We start from the raw sequence: 19,362 nt of genomic DNA on the forward strand, positions 1-19,362 counted from the left end.
TTACTCATCCTTTCCACCATTTTTAGCGACCTACGCATATGTAAGAACAGGAAACCAGTGTCTCCATTACCATAAAAAAGGCATTCCACTCGTGTGGAACGCCTTTGTTCTGCATACGTCACTTGGAAATAGCATTTCCAATCTGTTAATAAGATACCGCAAACACACAAGAATTGCAAGACATTCTTTACAAAAATTCTTTTTTTGGTAATTAGTATGAAGTTCTTCAGGCAAAAAACCTCGTTTTCGTAGAAAGTGACAGCTTATTGCTGCAGTGGCAATTCCAGCGGTTTTGCCTTATGTTTCATGGGATTCAGCAGAATGTGAATCGCTTTCTTCTTGTTTTCGATACAGATTTCCCTGTGTTCACCTCCGTATTCCCCGTCCAGAGTCCACGGGATATCTTCCGTCGCCTCTATCACAATCCGGTCTGTCTTGAATGAGTCTACCAGATCCGTATTATCGACCGCATTCAGCAATGCACCCATGATCTCATTCAGTTCCAGCGGATTCTTCGGCGTATGAATCAGGGTCACCTCAAAAAGCCCGTCGTCCATCTTTACATTTTTTCCCGTCAGGTTCTTGAACCCGCCGACGGAACGTGAGTTAGTCACCATGCCATAGATATAATCGTTCTCCAGCACCTCCCCGTTCACCTCAATCCTGAGATGGTAAGACTTGATGTCGAAGATCCTCTTCGCTCCCTCCAGAAGGTACGCCATATGGCCCAGCACGTTCTTCAGCGTCTGTGCTGTCTGATACGACACATCCGTAAACAGTCCAAACGCAGCAATATATACAAAAGTATCCTTGTTAAAGCTTCCGACGTCGCAGCCGTAGACCTGCCCTTCCATAATTTCCTGAGCTGCCTTTACCATATTCTTTGAAATAGAAAGGCTGTTGGCAAAATCATTCGTGCTTCCCGATGGTATATATCCCAACGGCACGTCGATTCGGCTGTCCATGATAGCGGTCACAACTTCATCCAGTGTACCGTCACCGCCGCTGCAGACGATCAGGTCTGCATGCTGTGTCATTTGCTTAGCCGCATTGTACGTATCCTCAGCACTCTGCGTGGGATGTACGATTACCTGGTACCCGTGCTTCACAAAAATGTCTACAATATCCAGCAATTTAGATTTTATCAGTCCTTTACCTGATTTCGGATTAAAAATGAAAAATAACTTTTTTTCCATAAGCTTCTCCTCTGTTTTTGCTATGCTTTATTTTACTACTATTTTTTCAATCCTACAACCACAACCTGATACTTTCCGGACCGTTTCCATTACTGTACAATTGTGGTATAATGGCTGGGTGGTATAATAAACCGGCATGGCGCATCATTGCTGCCCGTCCAACAAAAATTTATGATTTGGAGTATTCACATATGAATCAAAAAACGGTATTGATCACCGGTGCATCCCGCGGTATCGGGCGCGCCTGCGCACGCACTTTCGCAGAACACGGATATCATCTGGTCCTGAACTGCCATCAGCATGTCGATTATCTGGAATCCCTCAGATGTGAACTGGAGCAGGAGTATGCAGTCAGCTGCCGACTTTCCCATGGGGATATCAGTGACGAAGTCTATGTTGACAGCCTGTTCGCCGAAATTGCAGATAGCGGTGATTCACTGGATGTCCTCATCAACAACGCCGGTATCGCTCACATGGGGCTCCTGCAGGATATGACACTTGAGCAATGGAACCGGGTGCTGAATGTAAATCTGACCTCTCAGTTTCTGTGCTGCCGACGGGCCGTCCCGCTGATGCTGAAACAGCACAGAGGTTCCATTGTGAACACTTCCTCCGTGTGGGGGATTCATGGTGCTTCCTGTGAGGCAGCCTATTCAGCGGCAAAGGGCGGTGTCAACGCTTTCACCAAAGCCCTTGCCCGTGAACTGGCGCCAAGCGGTATCCGGGTCAACGCGGTCGCCTTCGGCGCCGTGGACACTGACATGAACCAGATGCTGGATGCTGGAGAACGCGGGATACTCTGCGATGAAATCCCTCTGGGACGCATGGCAGAACCGCATGAAGCCGGTGCTTTCCTTTACGACATCGCCTGCTGTCACCCCTACCTCACCGCACAGGTCCTGACGCTCGACGGAGGCTGGATGTGAGGCGGATGTGCGTCCCGTATAATTCAAAAAATCGCAGGTCACTGACCTGCGATTTTCATCTGATATTTATAGCACAGACATGAAAGTTACTCTTACACGAGTTCTAACAGCACTTCCATTGCCGCATCACCCTTACGCTGTCCGATTTTGATGATTCTTGTATAACCACCGTTACGGTCAGCATATTTTGGTGCGATTTCCGTAAACATCTTATCCACCATGTCTACTTCCTTCGTATTTTTCTTCTTACCTGCATTTTCAGCCGGAACTGATTTCACCGGATAGAAGACTTTCATCATCTGTCTTCTTGCATGAAGTCTGGACGGAGCGTCTTTTTTGATCTCCTTCTGCACTTCATCATACACAGTTACTTTTTTGCCGTCGACAACTTCTTTCACTCTTTTGCCGTCTGCGTCTTTGCGTGCCACCTTTGCAGTCACTGTAACTGTCTCGAAGTTATCTCTCTCTTTTACCGCAAGTGCGATCAGGCCTTCTGCAATTTTACGAACTTCTTTTGCTTTGGTCTCAGTGGTAACGATTTTCCCGTTATAAAGCAGGTTGGTCACCTGGTTTCTGAGCAGCGCTTTTCTTTGGCTGGATGTTCTTCCAAGCTTTCTATATTTTGCCATTGTATTATTTCCTCCATTTGTGGAACCCTATATCATGCTTCTTCGGTCTTACTGATATATGGCTGTAATCTACAAATATTCCCCAAGTCATTCCTCACCGGGATTCAGCTGCAATCCCAGTTCTTTTAACTTAGCCAACACTTCTTCCAGAGATTTGCGTCCCAGATTGCGGACTTTCATCATATCCTCCGAAGTTCTGTTGCATAATTCTTCTACCGTATTGATACCGGCTCTCTTCAGACAGTTGTAGGAACGAACAGACAGCTCGAGCTCGTCGATATTCATTTCCAAAACTTTTTCCTTCTCATGATCTTCCTTCTCAATCATGACCTCAGCGGTCTTTGCATTTTCAGAAAGGTCAATGAAGAGCTTCAGATGCTCACTCAACACTTTAGCCGCCAGACTGACAGCTTCATCCGGTGCAAGCGTACCCTTGGTGAACACATCAAGTGTCAGCTTATCATAATCTGTGATCTGACCGACACGTGTGTTTTCCACTGTCAGATTTACACGCTCTACCGGAGTGTAGATAGAATCTATCGCGATGACGCCAATCGGCATGTCCTCGCTTTTTCCCTTGTCTGCACTGACGTAGCCGCGTCCTTTGGTAATAGTAAGTTCCATATACAGCTTGCTGTCCGCTCCGCCGTTCAGTGTAGCGATCGCAAGATCCGGATTCAGAATCTCAATATCCTGATCCGCCTGGATATCCGATGCATGGACAATGCCTTCACCTTCAAATTCAATGTAAGCAATTTTTGCCTCATTTGTCTCGCTCGTGTTTCTGATCGCAAGACTCTTAAGGTTCATGATAATCTCGGTTACATCTTCTTTAACGCCCGGAATGGAACTGAATTCATGCAGAACGCCTTCGATCTTTACCTGGCTGACAGCAGCTCCCGGAAGAGAAGAAAGCATAATTCTTCTCAGGGAATTGCCGAGTGTCGTACCATATCCTCTCTCGAGCGGTTCAACCACAAATTTACCATATTTTTTATCGTCTGAAATTTCAGTAATCTCGATTTTCGGTTTATTAAAATCAAACACTGCAAGCCCTCCTTCTGGGTTAATATTTTGATTGAGGGTATCTTTTTTAAATGTTTATCCGATCGTATTATTTGGAATACAGCTCGACGATAAGCATCTCGTTAACCGGAACATCAATGACTTCTCTTGCAGGTAATTCTTTCACTGTACCAGTCAATGTTTCCTGATTTACATCCAGCCATTCCGGAACCAGTCTTCCGCCTGTAACTTCCAGAATATCTTTGTATCTCTGAGATCCTTTGCATTTTTCTTTGATTTCAATCGTATCACCGGCTTTTACGAGATAAGACGGAATATTTACCTGTTTTCCGTTTACCAATACATGCTTGTGGTCAACGATCTGTCTGGCTTCTCTTCTTGTTCTTGCAAAGCCAAGTCTGAAAATCACGTTATCAAGGCGTGTTTCCAGCATTGTCATCAGATTCGCACCTGTCATACCTGGCATCTGGTCTGCTTTTTTATAGTAGTTTCTGAACGGTTTTTCCAGAACACCATAGATGAATTTTGCTTTCTGTTTTTCTCTTAACTGTGTACCGTATTCAGACATCTTACGGTTTGATCTTCTTAACTGTCTTGTTGATTTTTTATCGATTCCAAGATATACAGGATCCAGTCCGAGGGATCTGCATCTTTTCAGTACGGGTACTCTATTTACTGCCATATTACTTAGACCTCCTGATTAAACTCTTCTACGTTTTGGTGGACGACAACCGTTATGTGGTACCGGAGTTACGTCTTTGATGCTGGTTACTTCCAGTCCGCTTGCTGAGAGTGCACGGATTGCAGCTTCTCTGCCTGAACCAGGTCCTTTTACAAATACGTCAACTGTTTTCAAGCCATGTACCAGCGCTGCCTTTGTAGCAGTTTCTGCTGCCATCTGAGCTGCATAAGGAGTAGATTTTCTTGAACCTCTAAATCCCAGACCACCGGCACTTGCCCATGAAAGAGCGTTTCCTTCAGTATCAGTCAGCGTAACAATTGTGTTATTAAAAGATGACTGAATGTGTGCCTGTCCGCGTTCAACGTTTTTCTTAACACGACGTTTCGTCGTTTTCTTTGTCACTTTAGCCATAATAAAAAACTAACCTACACTTTCTCTTAATTATTGGAAGCTCGATTCACTAAATTCGACCTTCGCCTACGGCTCGTTCTCATTAAGTTCCTTCGAGCAAAGTTCGTACTAACCTCAAGCTGCGCTTATCAGCTTGCTTTCGCTAAGTACTCTACTTTTACTTTTTCTTATTTGCAACAGTTCTCTTCGGACCTTTACGTGTTCTTGCATTTGTCTTTGTCTTCTGTCCACGAACAGGAAGTCCTTTTCTATGACGAATACCTCTGTAGCATCCGATTTCCTGCAGACGTTTGATATTCAGAGCGATCTCTCTTCTCAGATCACCTTCCACTGTCTGGGTCTCTTCGATTACTACGCTGATTCTCTTTACTTCTTCGTCAGTTAAATCTCTTACTCGAGTATCCGGATTCACATTTGCTTCTTTCAGGATGCGGTCAGCACTTGTTCTGCCGATTCCATAGATATAAGTTAATCCGATTTCCACACGTTTGTCTCTTGGTAAGTCTACACCAGCTATACGAGCCATGTATTATTCCTCCATTTTCTGTTTCCGATCCATAAAATACACGCAGCTCCTGCAAAACAGGCCTGAAATGTGTGCGCAACCCCATGAATCCTCGTTAATATTTTCCTAACTGGGATGCCGGTATGCAAGCATCCAGCCATGCCGCTAAACGCATGACCTTTCCGGAGCCGACGGGGCACCGGTATTAAGCAATATTATACGTGATACTCTCACAATAATATTAGTAACAGCCTGAACAACTCTTCCGGGTGGTTCCAAACTGCAGCCGCACGTTAAAAGTGCAAATGTAGTTTCATTTTACACTTGCATCTGAAGTTCGAATCACTTCGTAATTCGAACAGGTGATTCACTAAGTTCGTACTGCGCTTGCGCTTGTACAGCATAAGGAGCTTCGAATCAACAGATGATTCGAACAGGCTTCCCACTAAAATTCGTACTGCGCCTGCGGTTTGTACTCATTAAGTGGTCAGCCTTGTCTCTGTTTGTGTTTTGGATTCTCGCAGATTACTCTGATACTACCTTTTCTTTTAATGATCTTACATTTTTCACAAATAGGTTTAACAGATGATCTTACTTTCATTGGAATCCTCCTTTCCTTTCTGTGTTTCTACAGTGGGCACAGACTTGCCGTGCACAAAAGTTCGTTTTATAGTATAACACTGCATACTGTATTATGCAAGCAATTTTTAACGTTTTTGCAACTTTTTTACTCTGTTTTCGCGTCTGCGACAAAACTCTGGTCTACAGTGATCACACATTGGTACCTCGAGTCTTTTTTGTGCATGGCTGTCTTGATTTTGTGTACTAATCTTTCACGATTCTCCTGTGTGTAACTGTGTGGTACAACAACATCAAAGATCAGATTGACCTGTTTCTTCCCGTGCACCATCCGAAAATCATGGAAGCTCAAAGACTCGTCGATCAGCCAGAGAATCTCTTCCACTTCCCCCCTCACCGCGAGGATCGCTTCGTCCTCAACTGCCAGCGGGTCCATGTGAATGACAAGAAATATACCGAGTTTTTTTGCTGCATCCCGCTCTATCCTGTCGATGATCTCATGTGATTCTTCAATGTCCACATCGCGGGGGACTTCCGCGTGGATTGTAGCCATGCTTTTGTTTGGTCCGTAATTGTGCACGATCAGATCATGCGTCCCCACAATGCCGTCATAACTTTCGACCAGTTCAGTAATAGCCTGGTACAGTTTCGGATCCACAGCCTCCCCGATCAGCGGTTCCAGTGTATCCTTTACGATAGAAACCCCGGACCACATGACAACCAGAGAGACCACAAGTCCTGCGACCGCATCAATATTGACGCCTGCAAATGCGCAGATCAGTATCGAAACGATCGTCGCGGAGGTCGTGATCACATCCCCCATGGAGTCGGCGGCAGTGGCCAGCATCACTTTTGAGTCGATGCGTTTTCCCAGCCTGCGGTTAAAATGCGCCATCCAGAATTTCACGCCCACAGAGAGTACCAGAATCAAAAATGGAATCAGTTCGAATGTAATGTCTTCCGGATTCTGCAGCTTCACAATACTGCTCTTGAAAAAAGAAAATCCAACCTGTATTACCAGAAACGCCACGATAAAAGCCGCAATGTATTCCATTCGTCCATGTCCGAAAGGATGTTCGTCATCCGCCGGCTTACTTGCCATCTTGACACCCACAAAACTGATCACAGAGGATGCGGCATCCGACAGGTTATTGAACGCATCAGCCATAACCGCAATACTGTGCATGAAAATGCCGATTCCGAGTTTTGCAGCAAACAGCAGTACGTTGCACAGTATCCCGACGATGCTCACGAGGACTCCGTATGAGGTTCTGACTGCAGGATCCTGGACCCTGTCACTGTTTTTCACAAACTTCTTAACTAAAAAATCCATCTTTACCCTTCTCTTAAAAAAGTGACACCTTACAGCTGTAAAGTATCACTTCCCATTTCTTCCTCTTATTTATCTCTCCATATGATTCTGCCTTTCGTCAGGTCATACGGCGACAGTTCAATCGTTACCTTGTCACCCGGCAGGATACGGATAAAATGCATGCGCAGTTTACCGCTGATATGAGCCAGAACCACATGCTTATTTTCAAGTTCAACCTTAAACATGGCATTAGGTAATTTTTCCAATACCACACCTTCTACTTCAATTACATCAGCCTTTGACATTTCTTACCTCCTAGATATTCGCTTCCTTCAATTTAATGGCCCTTTTGATATCTTCATCCCGCAGTCCGCAGCGGGAATCCATTCTATCCTGTATGAGTGCTGAAATATGATAATCTACCTGAACATGACACTTTCTCTTCTTCTTTGGTGTATCCAGCAGGCGGTTTTTTCCGTCCGCCAGATATACATATTCCTCATCTGTGCACAATATGATATATAATCTGCCTTTATCATGTCCAGCCAGAGACCTGGCGAACATGCCTTTAGATAATTCTCTCATATAATCCTCTCTCAGACGGGTGTGCTCCCGAATCCACGCTCATGCCGTGCATTCGCTCAGATTCGGGGGCAGCCTCGCACTAAGCTCATGCTGTGCCTAGCGGCTTGCATTCGCTTAGTTGCTTTCGGCCAGCGTCAGAAGTTCCGGTTCTCCCTCTGTGATCAGCACTGTATTTTCATAATGTGCCGACCATGAGCCGTCTTCCGTCACAACAGTCCAGTCATCATCCAGCCAGCAGACATCCGCGCGTCCCATATTGATCATGGGCTCAATTGCCAGGGTCATTCCCGGCTGCAATCGAAGTCCTCTGCGTTTTTGTGCAAAATTAGGTATCTGTGGGTCTTCATGCAGGCTGCTGCCTATACCATGGCCTACGAGATCCGTTACTACACCATAACCGAAACTCTCCGCATATGCACCGATCGCAGCGGAAATTTCATTTAAATGATGTCCTGCCTTTGCGTATTTAATTCCTTCAAAAAAGCTCTGTCTGGTAACGTCCACCAGCTTCCTGGCCTCCGCACTGATCTCACCGACCGCATGCGTGCGGGCAGCATCAGAATGATATCCCTTATAGATCAGACCGGCATCCAGGCTCACAATATCACCCTCCTGAAGGATCCTGTCTTTTCTTGGAATTCCATGTACGACTTCATCATTCACAGAAACACAGATCGAAGCCGGAAATCCGTTGTAATTCAAAAAGTTGGGTACACAGCCATAACTGCGGATGAGTTCTTCTCCCAGATGGTCGATATCCCAAGTTGATATTCCCGGCCGAATGGCTTTCGCCAGTTCATCATGAACCAGCTCCAGCAGACGGCCGGCTTCTCTCATCAGTTCAATTTCTTTTAAAGATTTAATTGTAACCGACATATTACGCTCCCAAAATTTTACAGATGGCCTCAAATACAGTATCCATCGGTTGTGTACCATCTACTTCCACCAGCACTTTTTCAGCTGTGTAGAAATCGATCAGCGGCTGTGTCTGATCATGATAAACATCCAGACGTTTTTTAACTGTCTCCGGTTTGTCATCATCTCTCAGTATCAATTTTGCTCCGCAGACATCGCAGATCCCTGCGATCTTCGGCGGTATATTCTCCTTGTGATAAGTCGCGCCGCACGCAGGGCATGCTCTTCTTCCGCCCATACGGTTCACGATATTCTCATCCGGTACTTCAATATTGATCGCATAGTCAATGCTTTCTCCCAACGCTTTTAAAGCGGACTGAAGGCTCTCTGCCTGCGGAATGGTCCTTGGGAATCCATCCAGAACGTAGCCGTTTGCACAGTCCTCCTGTTTCACACGGTCAACGACAAGGTCACACACCAGTTCATCCGGAACCAGCAGCCCCTGATCCATGTATGTCTTTGCCTTGTTGCCAAGCTCTGTCCCTTTTTTGATATTTGCACGGAAAATGTCTCCGGTGGAAATATGCGGAATCTGATATTTTGCAGCTATCTTCTTTGCCTGTGTTCCCTTGCCTGCCCCTGGTGCTCCTAACATAATAATCTTCATAAGTATCTCTCCTTTTCTCTAATGGTCAATTACAGATACACGTTAAGGTTGCGGCGTGAAACGCCACAACCTCCTATTGATTACTCATTTAAAAAGCCTTTGTAATTTCTTACCAGCATCATGGATTCAATCTGTTTCAATGTTTCCAGGATAACACTGACGACAATGATCAGTGATGTTCCGCCGAAGGAAACATTTGCACCGAACACACCGTTAAAGAAGAACGGTATGACAGCAACGATCGTAAGCCCCGCTGCTCCGATGAAAATTACATAATTCAAAATCTGGTTTAAGTAGTCAACCGTCGGTTTTCCAGGACGGATACCTGGTACAAATCCACCCTGCTTTTTCATATTGTCCGCAACTTCCAACGGATTGAAAGTGATGGATGTATAGAAATAAGCAAAGAATATAACCAGTAAGATATAAACCACCAGACCGATCGAATAAACCGGCTGATGTGGATTAAACCAGTTTCCAGAGTTTAATCCGGCAAGTATTTTGGATCCGATTCCCGTTCCTCCCGTCTTTCCAACAAATGAGGCGATAATCCCCGGAAAAGACATGATCGAAGACGCAAAGATGATCGGGATCACACCGGATGTATTCACTTTCAGCGGAATATGGGAGGACTGACCGCCCACCATTTTTCTTCCCTGCATTTTCTTTGAATACTGAACCGGGATTTTCCTCATCGCTCCGTTCAGGATCAGGACCAGCAAAACAACTGCCAGAATGATCGCAATAATGATGATCGCTGCCAGGCCTGCTTTCGCAATGGATTTTCCTTTTACGAAGGATTCATACAGGTTCACCATATCACTTGGGATTCTGGAAATGATATTGATAGCCAGCACAACAGAAATACCGTTGCCGACCCCCTTTTCATTGATCCGCTCCCCGACCCACATAAGAAACGCGGATCCTGCCGTCAATGCAACAACAGCAACAACGACTTTTGCAAAATTCATATCCGGAATCAATCCCTTGTTTCCGAATCCGATTGCCATTGCGGTAGATTCAAACAAAGCCAGGCCTACCGTCAGGTATCTCGTAATCGCAGTAATTTTCTTCCGGCCCATTTCGCCGTCCTTCTGCATTTCCTCTAGCTTCGGGATAGCAATGGTCAGAAGCTGCATAATAATGGATGAAGTAATGTATGGAGTGATATTCAACGCAAAAATTGACATTGAAGAGAACGAACCTCCCGTAAACGCATCCAGGAAATTGAATGCGTCTCCGGTCTGGCTCGAGAACCACTCTTTAAAATACTCACCGTTCATGCCCGGTACCGGTACCTGCGTGCCCAAACGCACAACCACCAGCATCAGGAATACATAAAAGATTCTCCGCCTTACGTCTTGAACTTTAAAAGCATTTTTGAGAGTCTTTAGCATTAGATCACCTCTACTGTTCCACCTGCGGCTTCAATTTTAGTCTTTGCACTCTCACTTACGGCATTGACCTTTACATTAAGTTTCTTTGTCAGTTCACCATAACCCAGAATCTTAACACCATCTTTCGGATTGGAAATCGCTCCGGACTGCAACAGTGCCTCTACTGTCACATCAGAACCATCTTCAAATCTCTCCAGAACACTTACATTGATCGCAACGATATCCTTAGAGTTTCTGTTTGTGAAACCTCTCTTCGGAATACGTCTGTATAAAGGCATCTGTCCACCTTCGAACCCAGGTCTTGGAGCTCCTGAACGGGCTTTCTGTCCTTTGTGGCCTTTGCCGGCTGTTTTACCGTTTCCCGAACCATGTCCACGGCCTCTGCGGAAATTATCACTTTGTCTGGAACCGTCTGCTGGTTTTAAATTTGATAAATCCATTGTGGTACCTCCTTTTCTCTAAATTAAACTTCTTCTACTTTCACCAGATGAGCAACCTGTTTTGCCATACCGCGCACTGCTGCGTTGTCCGGCATCTCAACCGTTTTGTTGAGCTTGTTAAGGCCTAATGCTTTTACTGTTTTTCTGTGTTTCGGAATTGCACCGATCGTAGATTTAACTAATGTGATTTTTAATTTTTCTGCCATTTCTCCGTTCCTCCTTAAGCAAAGATCTCTTCAACGGATTTGCCGCGAAGTTTTGCCACTTCTTCCGGAGTCTTTAACTGTCTTAACCCTTCGATGGTAGCAAGTACAACATTTTGCTTGTTATTAGAACCCAAAGACTTGGTACGAATGTTTTTGATACCTGCAAGTTCAATCACTGCACGTGCAGGACCGCCTGCGATAACACCAGTACCATCCGGAGCTCTCTTTAATAATACCTCAGCGCTTCCGAATTTTCCAATGAAATCATGTGTAATACTGTCATTGTCGTCTCTTGCGACAGTGATCAGTTTTTTCATTGCGTCTTCTTTACCTTTACGGATTGCCTCCGGAATTTCTGTTGCCTTTCCTAATCCGGCACCAACATGTCCATTGCCATCGCCGACAACTACTAAAGCAGTGAAACGGAAGTTACGACCACCTTTAACAACCTTAGTTACACGTTTGATTGATACTACTTTTTCTTCTAACTCAAGCTGGCTAGCATCAATAATACTATGCTTCATGCGTTCTTTTCCTCCCTTTCTAGAATTGAAGTCCTGCTTCTCTGGCTGCATCGGCTAATGCTTTAACTTTACCCTGATAAATGAAGCCGCCTCTGTCAAAGATCACTTCTGTAATCCCTTTTTCAACTGCTTTCTTACCGATGACAGTTCCTAAATATGCTGCTGCAGCAACATCGTTGGTTTTTTCCAGTTCTGCTTTTACGTCTTTCTGAAGAGTAGAAGCTGAAACCAGCGTATTTCCAACTGTATCGTCAATAATCTGTGCATACATGTGATTATTACTTCTGAACACAGCCAGGCGCGGTCTTGCCGCTGTACCAACGAGATGATTACGTAATCTTCTATGCTTTTTCTGGCGAACTTTCGCTCTTGATACTTTACTAATCATTTTCACACTCTCCTTAATTATTTTTTACCGGTCTTACCAACTTTACGTCTGATCACTTCATCAGCATATTTGATACCCTTGCCCTTATACGGCTCAGGTCTTCTCTTATCTCTGATTTCAGCTGCGTACTGGCCAACTCTCTCTTTATCAATGCCTTTGACAGTAATCTTGTTACCGTCAACAACAGATTCCAATCCTTCCGGATCTTCCATCTCGACCGGATGTGAATAACCAAGGGATAATACTAACTTTTTACCCTGTTTTGCTACTTTATATCCTACGCCGTTTACTTCCAGAACTTTTTCGTAGCCTTCCGCTACGCCTGTTACCATATTCTGTACCAGAGTTCTGGTTAAACCATGCAGAGATTTCATTTTCTTCAGATCGTTTGGTCTTGTTACAACAACCTGACCATCTTCCAGTTTAATATCCATTTCCTGAGGAAGCGCTTTTTCAAGTGTTCCCTTAGGACCTTTTACAGTTACTTCGTTGTTCTCAGTGATTTTAACTTCCACACCTGACGGAACAACTACAGGCAGTCTTCCAATACGTGACATACCATTTTCCTCCTAACTTAAATTTTCGGAAGGGACTCGTTTTGTTCCCTTCTGTTTTCAGTTGCATCGAGTAATTTACACTCTATAAGGCACTACACGTCCCTCAACTAAACTCAGCTATCGCCTTTGGCTCTGCTTCGTTAAGGTTCGGTACGAGCCTCGCACTAAGTTCAGCCTTCGTCTAACGGCTCGACTCCACTAAGTTGCTTTCGGCTACCAAACGAAAGCTAATACTTCTCCGCCCACCTGAAGTTTTCTGGCTTCTTTGTCTGTGATTACACCCTGGTTTGTAGACAGGATTGCAATTCCGAGACCGCCCAGTACCTTCGGCAGATCTTCTTTATTTGCATAGACACGCAGACCCGGTTTCGAGATTCTCTTGAGGCCTGTGATGATCTTTTCGTTTTTATCAGCACCGTATTTCAATGTCACACGGATTGTCTTGAAATTGCCGTCCTCGATAAGATCATATTTTACAATATAACCTTCTTTTAAGAGAATGTCAGCAATTGCAATTTTCATTTTGGATGCCGGAATGTCAACTGTGTCATGTTTTGCAGTATTGGCATTACGGATTCTCGTAAGCATATCTGCTATCGGATCGCTCATTGTCATGTAAGTTTCCTCCTTATTGTTAGACTTTACATGTGATTTGTCAAATGTTTTGTTTATTTAGGTTGGCATGCGAAGTTCTGTACACTAAGTGCTCTTCGTCACCACACGTCCCTCAGCTAAATTCAGTCTTCGCCTAAAGGCTCGACTTCATTAAGGTTCGGTACGAGCCTCGCACTAAGTTCAGCCTTCACCTGAAGGCTCGGCTTCACTAAGTTGCTTTCGGCTACCAGCTGGCTTTTTTCACTCCTGGGATCTGGCCTTTGTATGCCAGTTCACGGAAGCAGATTCTGCAGATTCCGTATTTTCTCAGGTATGCATGTGGACGTCCACAGATTCTGCAGCGGTTGTATTCTCTTGTGGAGAATTTAGCTTTACGCTGCTGTTTGATTTTCATTGCTGTCTTAGCCATGAATTTTCCCTCCTAATATTACTTTGCAAACGGCATATTGAACTGTGTCAATAATTCACGAGCTTCTTCGTCGGTCTTGGCAGTGGTAACAAAGATTACGTCCATACCTCTTACTTTATCGACTTTATCATATTCGATCTCCGGGAAAATCAACTGCTCTTTGATACCAAGCGCATAATTTCCTCTTCCGTCAAATGCATTCGGGTTGACACCGCGGAAGTCACGTACACGAGGAAGAGCAAGGTTAATCAGACGATCAGCGAATTCATACATCTTCTCGCCTCTTAATGTTACTTTACATCCAATTGCCATACCCTCTCTGAGTTTAAAGTTAGCAATGGAATTTTTTGCTCTTGTAAGAACAGCCTTCTGTCCTGCGATCGTTTCCAGATCACTGACAGCTGCATCAAGCAGTTTTGCGTTATCTTTGGCCTCACCAACACCCATGTTGATCACGATCTTCTCGAGTTTTGGCACTTCCATGATGTTTTTATATCCAAACTTTTTGATCATAGCATCTACGATCTCGGTCTTGTAAGTTTCTCTTAATCTACTCACTTTATGGAGCCTCCTCTCTTAATTAGTCGATCACTTCACCTGTTGATTTTGCAACACGTACTTTTTTACCGTCTTCCACCTTGAAACCAACTCTTGTTGCAGTTCCTTTGTGAACATACATCACGTTGGAAATATCAATCGGAGCTTCCTTATTTACAATTCCGCCCTGCTGATTTGCCATGGAAGGTTTCTCATGCTTTACAATCATGTTTACGCCTTCAACGATGATTCTTCCGTCTTTGACAGCAAGTACTTTACCTTCTTTATCTTTATCTTTACCGGCAATCACCTTCACAGTGTCACCCTTTTTAATTTTTAACGCTGACATAGGTACCTCCTTATAATACTTCCGGAGCCAGGGATACAATTTTCATAAACTGCTTTTCACGAAGCTCTCTCGCTACTGGCCCAAAGATACGCGTTCCTCTTGGTGTCTTATCATCTTTAATAATAACAGCAGCGTTCTCGTCGAATTTAATATAAGAACCGTCTTTACGACGTGCGCCTTTTACAGTACGAACAACTACAGCTTTAACAACATCACCTTTTTTTACAACTCCGCCTGGCGTTGCATCTTTAACGGTAGCAACGATGATATCACCGATGTTTGCATATCTTCTTGTTGAACCGCCCAGAACACGGATACACAGAATTTCTTTAGCACCAGTGTTATCAGCGACTCTAAGTCTACTCTCCTGTTGAATCATGCTGGTATCCTCCTATTTAACTTTTTCTACGACCTCAACCAGTCTCCATCTTTTATCTTTGGATAACGGTCTTGTCTCCATAACCTTAACTGTATCGCCAATATTGCACTCATTTTTCTCATCATGAGCTTTTAATTTATACGTTCTCTTTACGATCTTTTTGTAAAGCGGATGTTTCACATGGTCTTCGATAGCTACAACAACAGTTTTGTCCATCTTGTTGCTGACTACTTTGCCAACACGTGTTTTTCTAAGATTTCTTTCCACGATCTATTGCTCCTTTCACGCCTACTGTGCTGCATTTGCCTTTTGGGCAATCACGGTCTGGATTCTGGCAATATTTTTACGAACCTCTTTGATTCTGCTTGTATTGTCCAATTGGTTGGTTGCATTCTGAAATCTCAAGTTAAAGAGTTCTTTTTTAGCAGCTACTAATTCTTCCTGTAATTCTGCAGCTGATTTTGTCTTTAAATCTTCTACATAATTTTTAATTTTCACTGTTATCACCGCCTTCTAAGTCTGCACGAGAAACGATTTTACATTTACATGGTAACTTATGCATAGCAAGACGCAACGCTTCGCGGGCAACCTCTTCCGGAACTCCTGCGATTTCGAACATTACGCGGCCTGGTTTTACAACTGCTACCCAGTATTCCAAGGCACCTTTTCCGGAACCCATACGTGTTTCTGCTGGTTTCGCTGTTACTGGTTTGTCTGGGAAAATTTTAATCCAGACTTTACCACCACGTTTGATATAACGGGTCATCGCAACACGGGCTGCCTCAATCTGGTTTGATTTGATCCAACATGGCTCGGCTGCAACGATACCGAATTCACCATAATTGATTTTATTTCCTCTTAATGCTTTTCCTTTCATGGATCCGCGGAATTGTTTACGACGTTTTACTCTCTTTGGCATTAACATAATTATTTATCGCTCCCTTCCTTAGCTCCTTTGGTTGGAAGTACTTCGCCATTGTAGATCCACGCTTTTACGCCAACTTTGCCGTATGTGGTATCTGCTTCTGCGAAACCATAGTCGATATCTGCTCTCAAAGTCTGAAGCGGGATATTTCCTTCGCTGTAGAACTCTGTACGAGCCATATCTGCTCCACCAAGACGTCCTGACACTGATGTTTTGATTCCTTTCGCTCCGGCTTTCATTGTTCTGGACATGGTTGATTTCATTGCACGTCTGAATGAAATACGGTTTTCCAGCTGCAATGCAATATTTTCAGCAACAAGCTGTGCATCTTTATCCGGTCTTTTTACTTCTTTGATATCTACGATCAGTTTCTTTCCTGTGACCTGTTTCTGAAGTTCAGCTTTTACTTTTTCGATTTCTGAACCGCCTTTACCGATTACGATACCTGGCTTTGCTGTATAAATGATAACCTTAACAACTTCTGATGCTCTTTCGATTTCGATTCTGGAAACACCGGCGCTGTACAGTTTTTTCTTCAGAAATGTTCTGATATTATAGTCTTCCACTAAGTAATCTGCAAAATCGCTCTCTGCATACCATCTGGAATCCCAGTCTTTGATAACTCCGACTCTAAGTCCATGTGGGTTAACTTTCTGTCCCATGATTGCCCTCCTTATCTTTCATCCAACACGATAGAGATATGACTATTTCTCTTTTCGATTCTGTATGCTCTACCCTGTGCTCTAGGTTTAATTCTCTTCATCGTCGGTGCCTTGTTTGCATAGCACTCAGCGATGTAAAGGTTGTCAGCACTCATGCCATTGTTGTTCTCTGCATTTGCGATTGCGGATTCTAACAGTTTCTTTATTACGCTGGAAGCGTATCTTGGGTTATATGTCAAGATACCAAGTGCTGTTTTTACATCCTTGCCGCGGATTACATCCAGTACATAACATGCTTTCTGTACGGACATTCTTGCGTAGGATAATTTCGCAGATGGTCTTGTGTCTTTATTTTCATTTCTTGCTCTCTTAATTTGACTTCTGTGTCCTTTTGCCACGAGAAAAGCCTCCTTTCAATATCCTAACGATTAACGAACTCCTGATCTCTTTTCGTCTTTTCCATGTCCTCTGTAGGTTCTGGTTGCAACGAACTCACCGAGCTTGTGTCCAACCATATCCTCTGTAACATATACCGGCACATGTTTTCTTCCATCATGGACTGCAATTGTATGTCCAACGAACTGCGGGAAGATTGTGGAACGACGTGACCAGGTTTTAATAACTGTTTTACTGCCAGATGCATTAAGAGCTTCTACTGCCTTGAGTAAGCTTTTATCTGCAAAAGGTCCTTTTTTCAGTGAACGAGCCATTCGCTTTCCCTCCTTATTTAGCTAATGTTTTACCATCTCTTCTTCTTACAATATATTTGTTTGACTGTTTATGTTTCTTTCTTGTCTTCAGACCAAGAGCAGGTTTACCCCATGGAGTACACGGACCCGGACGGCCGATACCTGTCTTACCTTCACCACCGCCGTGCGGATGGTCATTCGGGTTCATAACAGAACCGCGGACGGTAGGACGGAATCCCATGTGACGTTTACGTCCTGCTTTACCGATGTTGATCAGGTTGTGATCACCGTTTCCAACAACACCGATGGATGCTCTGCAGACAATCGGAACCATTCTCATCTCACCAGAGGGTAATCTCAAGGTAGCGTACTTACCTTCTTTTGCCATTAACTGAGCGCTGTTTCCAGCGGAACGAACTAACTGTCCACCCTTGCCAGGATATAATTCAATGTTGTGTACCATAGTACCAACAGGAATATCAGAAAGAGGCAGGCAATTGCCTGGTCTTACTTCTGCGTGAGGTCCGTTCATGATTTTCATGCCAACCTTGAGTCCTTCCGGAGCAAGGATGTATGCTTTCTCACCGTCCTCATAACAGATCAGTGCAATATTTGCTGTTCTGTTCGGATCGTATTCGATACCGATTACTTTTGCTGCAACATCATCTTTTCTTCTCTTGAAGTCAATGATTCTGTATTTTCTTCTGCTTCCACCTCCGCGGTGTCTGACAGTGATTTTACCCTGGTTGTTACGACCAGAATTTTTCTTCAGGGATACTACCAGAGATTTTTCCGGTGCTGTTTTTGTGATTTCCGAGAAATCCGAGCCGGTCATATGTCTTCTGGAAGGTGTATATGGGTTAAATGTCTTAATTCCCATTGTTGTTTCTCCTTTCGATGTTTATTATCACGCTTTACCTGCGTATAAGTTGTCACGTATGTGACTGTGCTCTGTGTTTGCTAAGGTATGTTCCCTCAACTAAGTTTACAGCCCCTCGAAAATCTCGATATCCTTGCTGTCTGCTGTCAGAGCAACGATTGCTTTTTTTGTTTTAGCAGTTCTTCCGACTTTCATGCCGCGGCGCTTTTTCTTGCCATCCATGTTCATGGTATTAACGCTTTTTACTTCTGTTCCCTCGAACATTTTTTCAACTGCTTCTTTGATCATCGTCTTGTTTGCTTCCGGGTGAACAAGAAATGTATATTTCTTTTCTCCCATTGCATTCATACTTTTTTCTGTCACGACTGGTTTAAGGATTACATCATAATATTGAATGTTAGCCATTATGCGTACACCTCCTCAATTGAAGCAACAGCAGTTTTCGTAACGATCACTGTGTTGTATTTTAAGATATCGTAAACATTAATTGTATTTGCGGAAGCCGTCATCACGTCCGGAATATTTCTTGCGGACAGTGTAACATTATTGTCATCACCGTTCAAAACAACTAATGCCTTATTTACTTTCAGGTTATCCAGAACCTTTTTCATATCCTTAGTTTTGATTGCATCCAGTTTCAGTTCATCCAGTACAATCAGTTTGTTTTCCTGCACACGAGATGTAAGTGCGGACTTCAGAGCCAGTCTTCTTTCTTTTTTATTCATTTTGAAAGAGTAGTCTCTCGGAGTCGGAGCAAATACAACACCGCCGCCTGTCCACTGCGGAGATCTCGTTGAACCCTGCCTTGCATGACCGGTACCTTTCTGTCTCCATGGCTTTCTCCCACCGCCTCTGACTTCAGAGCGTGTTTTTGCTTTCTGCGTTCCCTGACGATTATTTGCAAGCTGACGTACAACAGCCATATGCACGAGGTGTTCATTCACGTTAACGCCGAACACTGCGTCGTTCAGCTCCATTGTGCCAACTTCATTGCCTTCCATATTATAAACAGATACGTTTGCCATCTGTGTG

At 44.0% G+C, this 19,362-nt stretch carries 33 protein-coding genes; 1 reads left to right on the forward strand and 32 read right to left on the reverse strand.

Going from position 1 to position 19,362, the window contains the following annotated elements:
* Positions 1-263 precede the first annotated feature (263 nt).
* On the reverse strand, positions 264-1,196 hold the full coding sequence (locus NQ502_RS04065; protein ID WP_028528613.1) for a diacylglycerol/lipid kinase family protein: 933 nt from the start codon (positions 1,194-1,196) through the stop codon (positions 264-266).
* 191 nt (positions 1,197-1,387) lie between these two features.
* Between NQ502_RS04065 and NQ502_RS04070 the strand changes: the two genes are divergently transcribed.
* Positions 1,388-2,122, forward strand: a complete 735-nt coding sequence (locus NQ502_RS04070) for an SDR family NAD(P)-dependent oxidoreductase (protein WP_028528614.1) — start codon at positions 1,388-1,390, stop codon at positions 2,120-2,122.
* A 92-nt stretch (positions 2,123-2,214) separates the two neighbouring features.
* On the opposite strand, the gene NQ502_RS04075 is transcribed toward NQ502_RS04070, so the two are convergent.
* The 31 genes from NQ502_RS04075 to rplD all read right to left on the reverse strand — a co-directional run bounded on the left by NQ502_RS04075 (position 2,215) and on the right by rplD (position 19,355).
* A complete protein-coding gene (locus tag NQ502_RS04075) occupies positions 2,215-2,751 on the reverse strand; it encodes a bL17 family ribosomal protein (protein ID WP_028528615.1) in 537 nt (178 codons plus the stop codon).
* A gap of 87 nt (positions 2,752-2,838) precedes the next feature.
* A complete protein-coding gene (locus NQ502_RS04080) occupies positions 2,839-3,798 on the reverse strand; it encodes a DNA-directed RNA polymerase subunit alpha (RefSeq protein ID WP_028528616.1) in 960 nt (319 codons plus the stop codon).
* A 67-nt stretch (positions 3,799-3,865) separates the two neighbouring features.
* Positions 3,866-4,459: a 30S ribosomal protein S4 gene (gene rpsD, locus NQ502_RS04085; protein ID WP_028528617.1), complete on the reverse strand. Its 594-nt coding sequence runs from the start codon at positions 4,457-4,459 to the stop codon at positions 3,866-3,868.
* Between the two features lie 18 nt (positions 4,460-4,477).
* Positions 4,478-4,873, reverse strand: a complete 396-nt coding sequence (rpsK, locus tag NQ502_RS04090; RefSeq protein WP_407691158.1) for a 30S ribosomal protein S11 — start codon at positions 4,871-4,873, stop codon at positions 4,478-4,480.
* A gap of 154 nt (positions 4,874-5,027) precedes the next feature.
* Positions 5,028-5,396 carry a 30S ribosomal protein S13 gene (gene rpsM, locus NQ502_RS04095; protein ID WP_028528619.1) on the reverse strand — a complete coding sequence of 123 codons (369 nt, stop codon included), beginning with the start codon at positions 5,394-5,396 and terminating at the stop codon, positions 5,028-5,030.
* 466 nt (positions 5,397-5,862) lie between these two features.
* A complete protein-coding gene (gene rpmJ / locus NQ502_RS04100; RefSeq protein ID WP_003497809.1) occupies positions 5,863-5,976 on the reverse strand; it encodes a 50S ribosomal protein L36 in 114 nt (37 codons plus the stop codon).
* A gap of 126 nt (positions 5,977-6,102) precedes the next feature.
* Positions 6,103-7,287 (reverse strand): cation diffusion facilitator family transporter, encoded by a 1,185-nt coding sequence (locus NQ502_RS04105; protein WP_028528620.1) that lies wholly within the window; start codon positions 7,285-7,287, stop codon positions 6,103-6,105.
* A 65-nt stretch (positions 7,288-7,352) separates the two neighbouring features.
* Entirely contained in the window at positions 7,353-7,571 is a 219-nt protein-coding gene (gene infA, locus NQ502_RS04110) for a translation initiation factor IF-1 (protein WP_028528621.1), read from the reverse strand.
* A 10-nt stretch (positions 7,572-7,581) separates the two neighbouring features.
* Positions 7,582-7,851 (reverse strand): KOW domain-containing RNA-binding protein, encoded by a 270-nt coding sequence (locus tag NQ502_RS04115; RefSeq protein ID WP_028528622.1) that lies wholly within the window; start codon positions 7,849-7,851, stop codon positions 7,582-7,584.
* A gap of 114 nt (positions 7,852-7,965) precedes the next feature.
* The gene (map, locus tag NQ502_RS04120) at positions 7,966-8,727 is read right to left on the reverse strand and encodes a type I methionyl aminopeptidase (protein ID WP_028528623.1); all 762 of its coding nucleotides are present in this window, start codon (positions 8,725-8,727) and stop codon (positions 7,966-7,968) included.
* A gap of 1 nt (position 8,728) precedes the next feature.
* Complete coding sequence (locus NQ502_RS04125) at positions 8,729-9,373, reverse strand: adenylate kinase (RefSeq protein WP_028528624.1); 645 nt, start codon at positions 9,371-9,373, stop codon at positions 8,729-8,731.
* 80 nt (positions 9,374-9,453) lie between these two features.
* Positions 9,454-10,770: a preprotein translocase subunit SecY gene (gene secY / locus NQ502_RS04130; RefSeq protein ID WP_028528625.1), complete on the reverse strand. Its 1,317-nt coding sequence runs from the start codon at positions 10,768-10,770 to the stop codon at positions 9,454-9,456.
* Positions 10,770-11,210 (reverse strand): 50S ribosomal protein L15, encoded by a 441-nt coding sequence (gene rplO, locus NQ502_RS04135; RefSeq protein WP_028528626.1) that lies wholly within the window; start codon positions 11,208-11,210, stop codon positions 10,770-10,772. The genes secY and rplO overlap by 1 nt, the downstream gene beginning before the upstream one ends.
* A gap of 23 nt (positions 11,211-11,233) precedes the next feature.
* Positions 11,234-11,416 carry a 50S ribosomal protein L30 gene (gene rpmD / locus NQ502_RS04140; protein WP_028528627.1) on the reverse strand — a complete coding sequence of 61 codons (183 nt, stop codon included), beginning with the start codon at positions 11,414-11,416 and terminating at the stop codon, positions 11,234-11,236.
* Positions 11,417-11,430: 14 nt separating this feature from the next.
* Positions 11,431-11,940, reverse strand: coding sequence for a 30S ribosomal protein S5 (rpsE, locus tag NQ502_RS04145; RefSeq protein WP_028528628.1), 510 nt, complete (start codon positions 11,938-11,940; stop codon positions 11,431-11,433).
* Positions 11,941-11,959: 19 nt separating this feature from the next.
* Positions 11,960-12,328, reverse strand: coding sequence for a 50S ribosomal protein L18 (rplR, locus tag NQ502_RS04150; RefSeq protein WP_028528629.1), 369 nt, complete (start codon positions 12,326-12,328; stop codon positions 11,960-11,962).
* Between the two features lie 17 nt (positions 12,329-12,345).
* Positions 12,346-12,885: a 50S ribosomal protein L6 gene (rplF, locus tag NQ502_RS04155; protein ID WP_028528630.1), complete on the reverse strand. Its 540-nt coding sequence runs from the start codon at positions 12,883-12,885 to the stop codon at positions 12,346-12,348.
* A 213-nt stretch (positions 12,886-13,098) separates the two neighbouring features.
* Entirely contained in the window at positions 13,099-13,500 is a 402-nt protein-coding gene (gene rpsH / locus NQ502_RS04160; RefSeq protein WP_028528631.1) for a 30S ribosomal protein S8, read from the reverse strand.
* A 223-nt stretch (positions 13,501-13,723) separates the two neighbouring features.
* Positions 13,724-13,909, reverse strand: coding sequence for a type Z 30S ribosomal protein S14 (locus NQ502_RS04165; protein WP_022461653.1), 186 nt, complete (start codon positions 13,907-13,909; stop codon positions 13,724-13,726).
* Between the two features lie 18 nt (positions 13,910-13,927).
* Positions 13,928-14,467, reverse strand: a complete 540-nt coding sequence (gene rplE, locus NQ502_RS04170; RefSeq protein WP_028528632.1) for a 50S ribosomal protein L5 — start codon at positions 14,465-14,467, stop codon at positions 13,928-13,930.
* Between the two features lie 22 nt (positions 14,468-14,489).
* On the reverse strand, positions 14,490-14,795 hold the full coding sequence (gene rplX / locus NQ502_RS04175) for a 50S ribosomal protein L24 (protein WP_028528633.1): 306 nt from the start codon (positions 14,793-14,795) through the stop codon (positions 14,490-14,492).
* 10 nt (positions 14,796-14,805) lie between these two features.
* Positions 14,806-15,174 (reverse strand): 50S ribosomal protein L14, encoded by a 369-nt coding sequence (gene rplN / locus NQ502_RS04180; RefSeq protein ID WP_028528634.1) that lies wholly within the window; start codon positions 15,172-15,174, stop codon positions 14,806-14,808.
* Positions 15,175-15,186: 12 nt separating this feature from the next.
* Positions 15,187-15,444 carry a 30S ribosomal protein S17 gene (rpsQ, locus tag NQ502_RS04185; RefSeq protein ID WP_044983249.1) on the reverse strand — a complete coding sequence of 86 codons (258 nt, stop codon included), beginning with the start codon at positions 15,442-15,444 and terminating at the stop codon, positions 15,187-15,189.
* An 18-nt stretch (positions 15,445-15,462) separates the two neighbouring features.
* Positions 15,463-15,672 (reverse strand): 50S ribosomal protein L29, encoded by a 210-nt coding sequence (rpmC, locus tag NQ502_RS04190; protein WP_028528636.1) that lies wholly within the window; start codon positions 15,670-15,672, stop codon positions 15,463-15,465.
* Positions 15,662-16,099: a 50S ribosomal protein L16 gene (gene rplP, locus NQ502_RS04195; protein WP_028528637.1), complete on the reverse strand. Its 438-nt coding sequence runs from the start codon at positions 16,097-16,099 to the stop codon at positions 15,662-15,664. The genes rpmC and rplP overlap by 11 nt, the downstream gene beginning before the upstream one ends.
* Positions 16,100-16,101: 2 nt before the next feature.
* Entirely contained in the window at positions 16,102-16,761 is a 660-nt protein-coding gene (gene rpsC / locus NQ502_RS04200; RefSeq protein ID WP_028528638.1) for a 30S ribosomal protein S3, read from the reverse strand.
* A gap of 11 nt (positions 16,762-16,772) precedes the next feature.
* Positions 16,773-17,159, reverse strand: a complete 387-nt coding sequence (gene rplV / locus NQ502_RS04205) for a 50S ribosomal protein L22 (RefSeq protein WP_044983250.1) — start codon at positions 17,157-17,159, stop codon at positions 16,773-16,775.
* 30 nt (positions 17,160-17,189) lie between these two features.
* A complete protein-coding gene (gene rpsS / locus NQ502_RS04210; RefSeq protein ID WP_028528640.1) occupies positions 17,190-17,471 on the reverse strand; it encodes a 30S ribosomal protein S19 in 282 nt (93 codons plus the stop codon).
* Positions 17,472-17,484: 13 nt separating this feature from the next.
* On the reverse strand, positions 17,485-18,330 hold the full coding sequence (gene rplB / locus NQ502_RS04215; RefSeq protein WP_028528641.1) for a 50S ribosomal protein L2: 846 nt from the start codon (positions 18,328-18,330) through the stop codon (positions 17,485-17,487).
* A 105-nt stretch (positions 18,331-18,435) separates the two neighbouring features.
* The gene (gene rplW / locus NQ502_RS04220) at positions 18,436-18,735 is read right to left on the reverse strand and encodes a 50S ribosomal protein L23 (RefSeq protein ID WP_028528642.1); all 300 of its coding nucleotides are present in this window, start codon (positions 18,733-18,735) and stop codon (positions 18,436-18,438) included.
* Positions 18,735-19,355, reverse strand: a complete 621-nt coding sequence (rplD, locus tag NQ502_RS04225; protein ID WP_028528643.1) for a 50S ribosomal protein L4 — start codon at positions 19,353-19,355, stop codon at positions 18,735-18,737. Before rplD ends, rplW begins: the two co-directional genes overlap by 1 nt.
* Positions 19,356-19,362 lie beyond the last annotated feature (7 nt).

The sequence above is a fragment of the Ruminococcus gauvreauii genome, from assembly GCF_025151995.1.
Classification (GTDB): domain Bacteria; phylum Bacillota; class Clostridia; order Lachnospirales; family Lachnospiraceae; genus Ruminococcus_G; species Ruminococcus_G gauvreauii.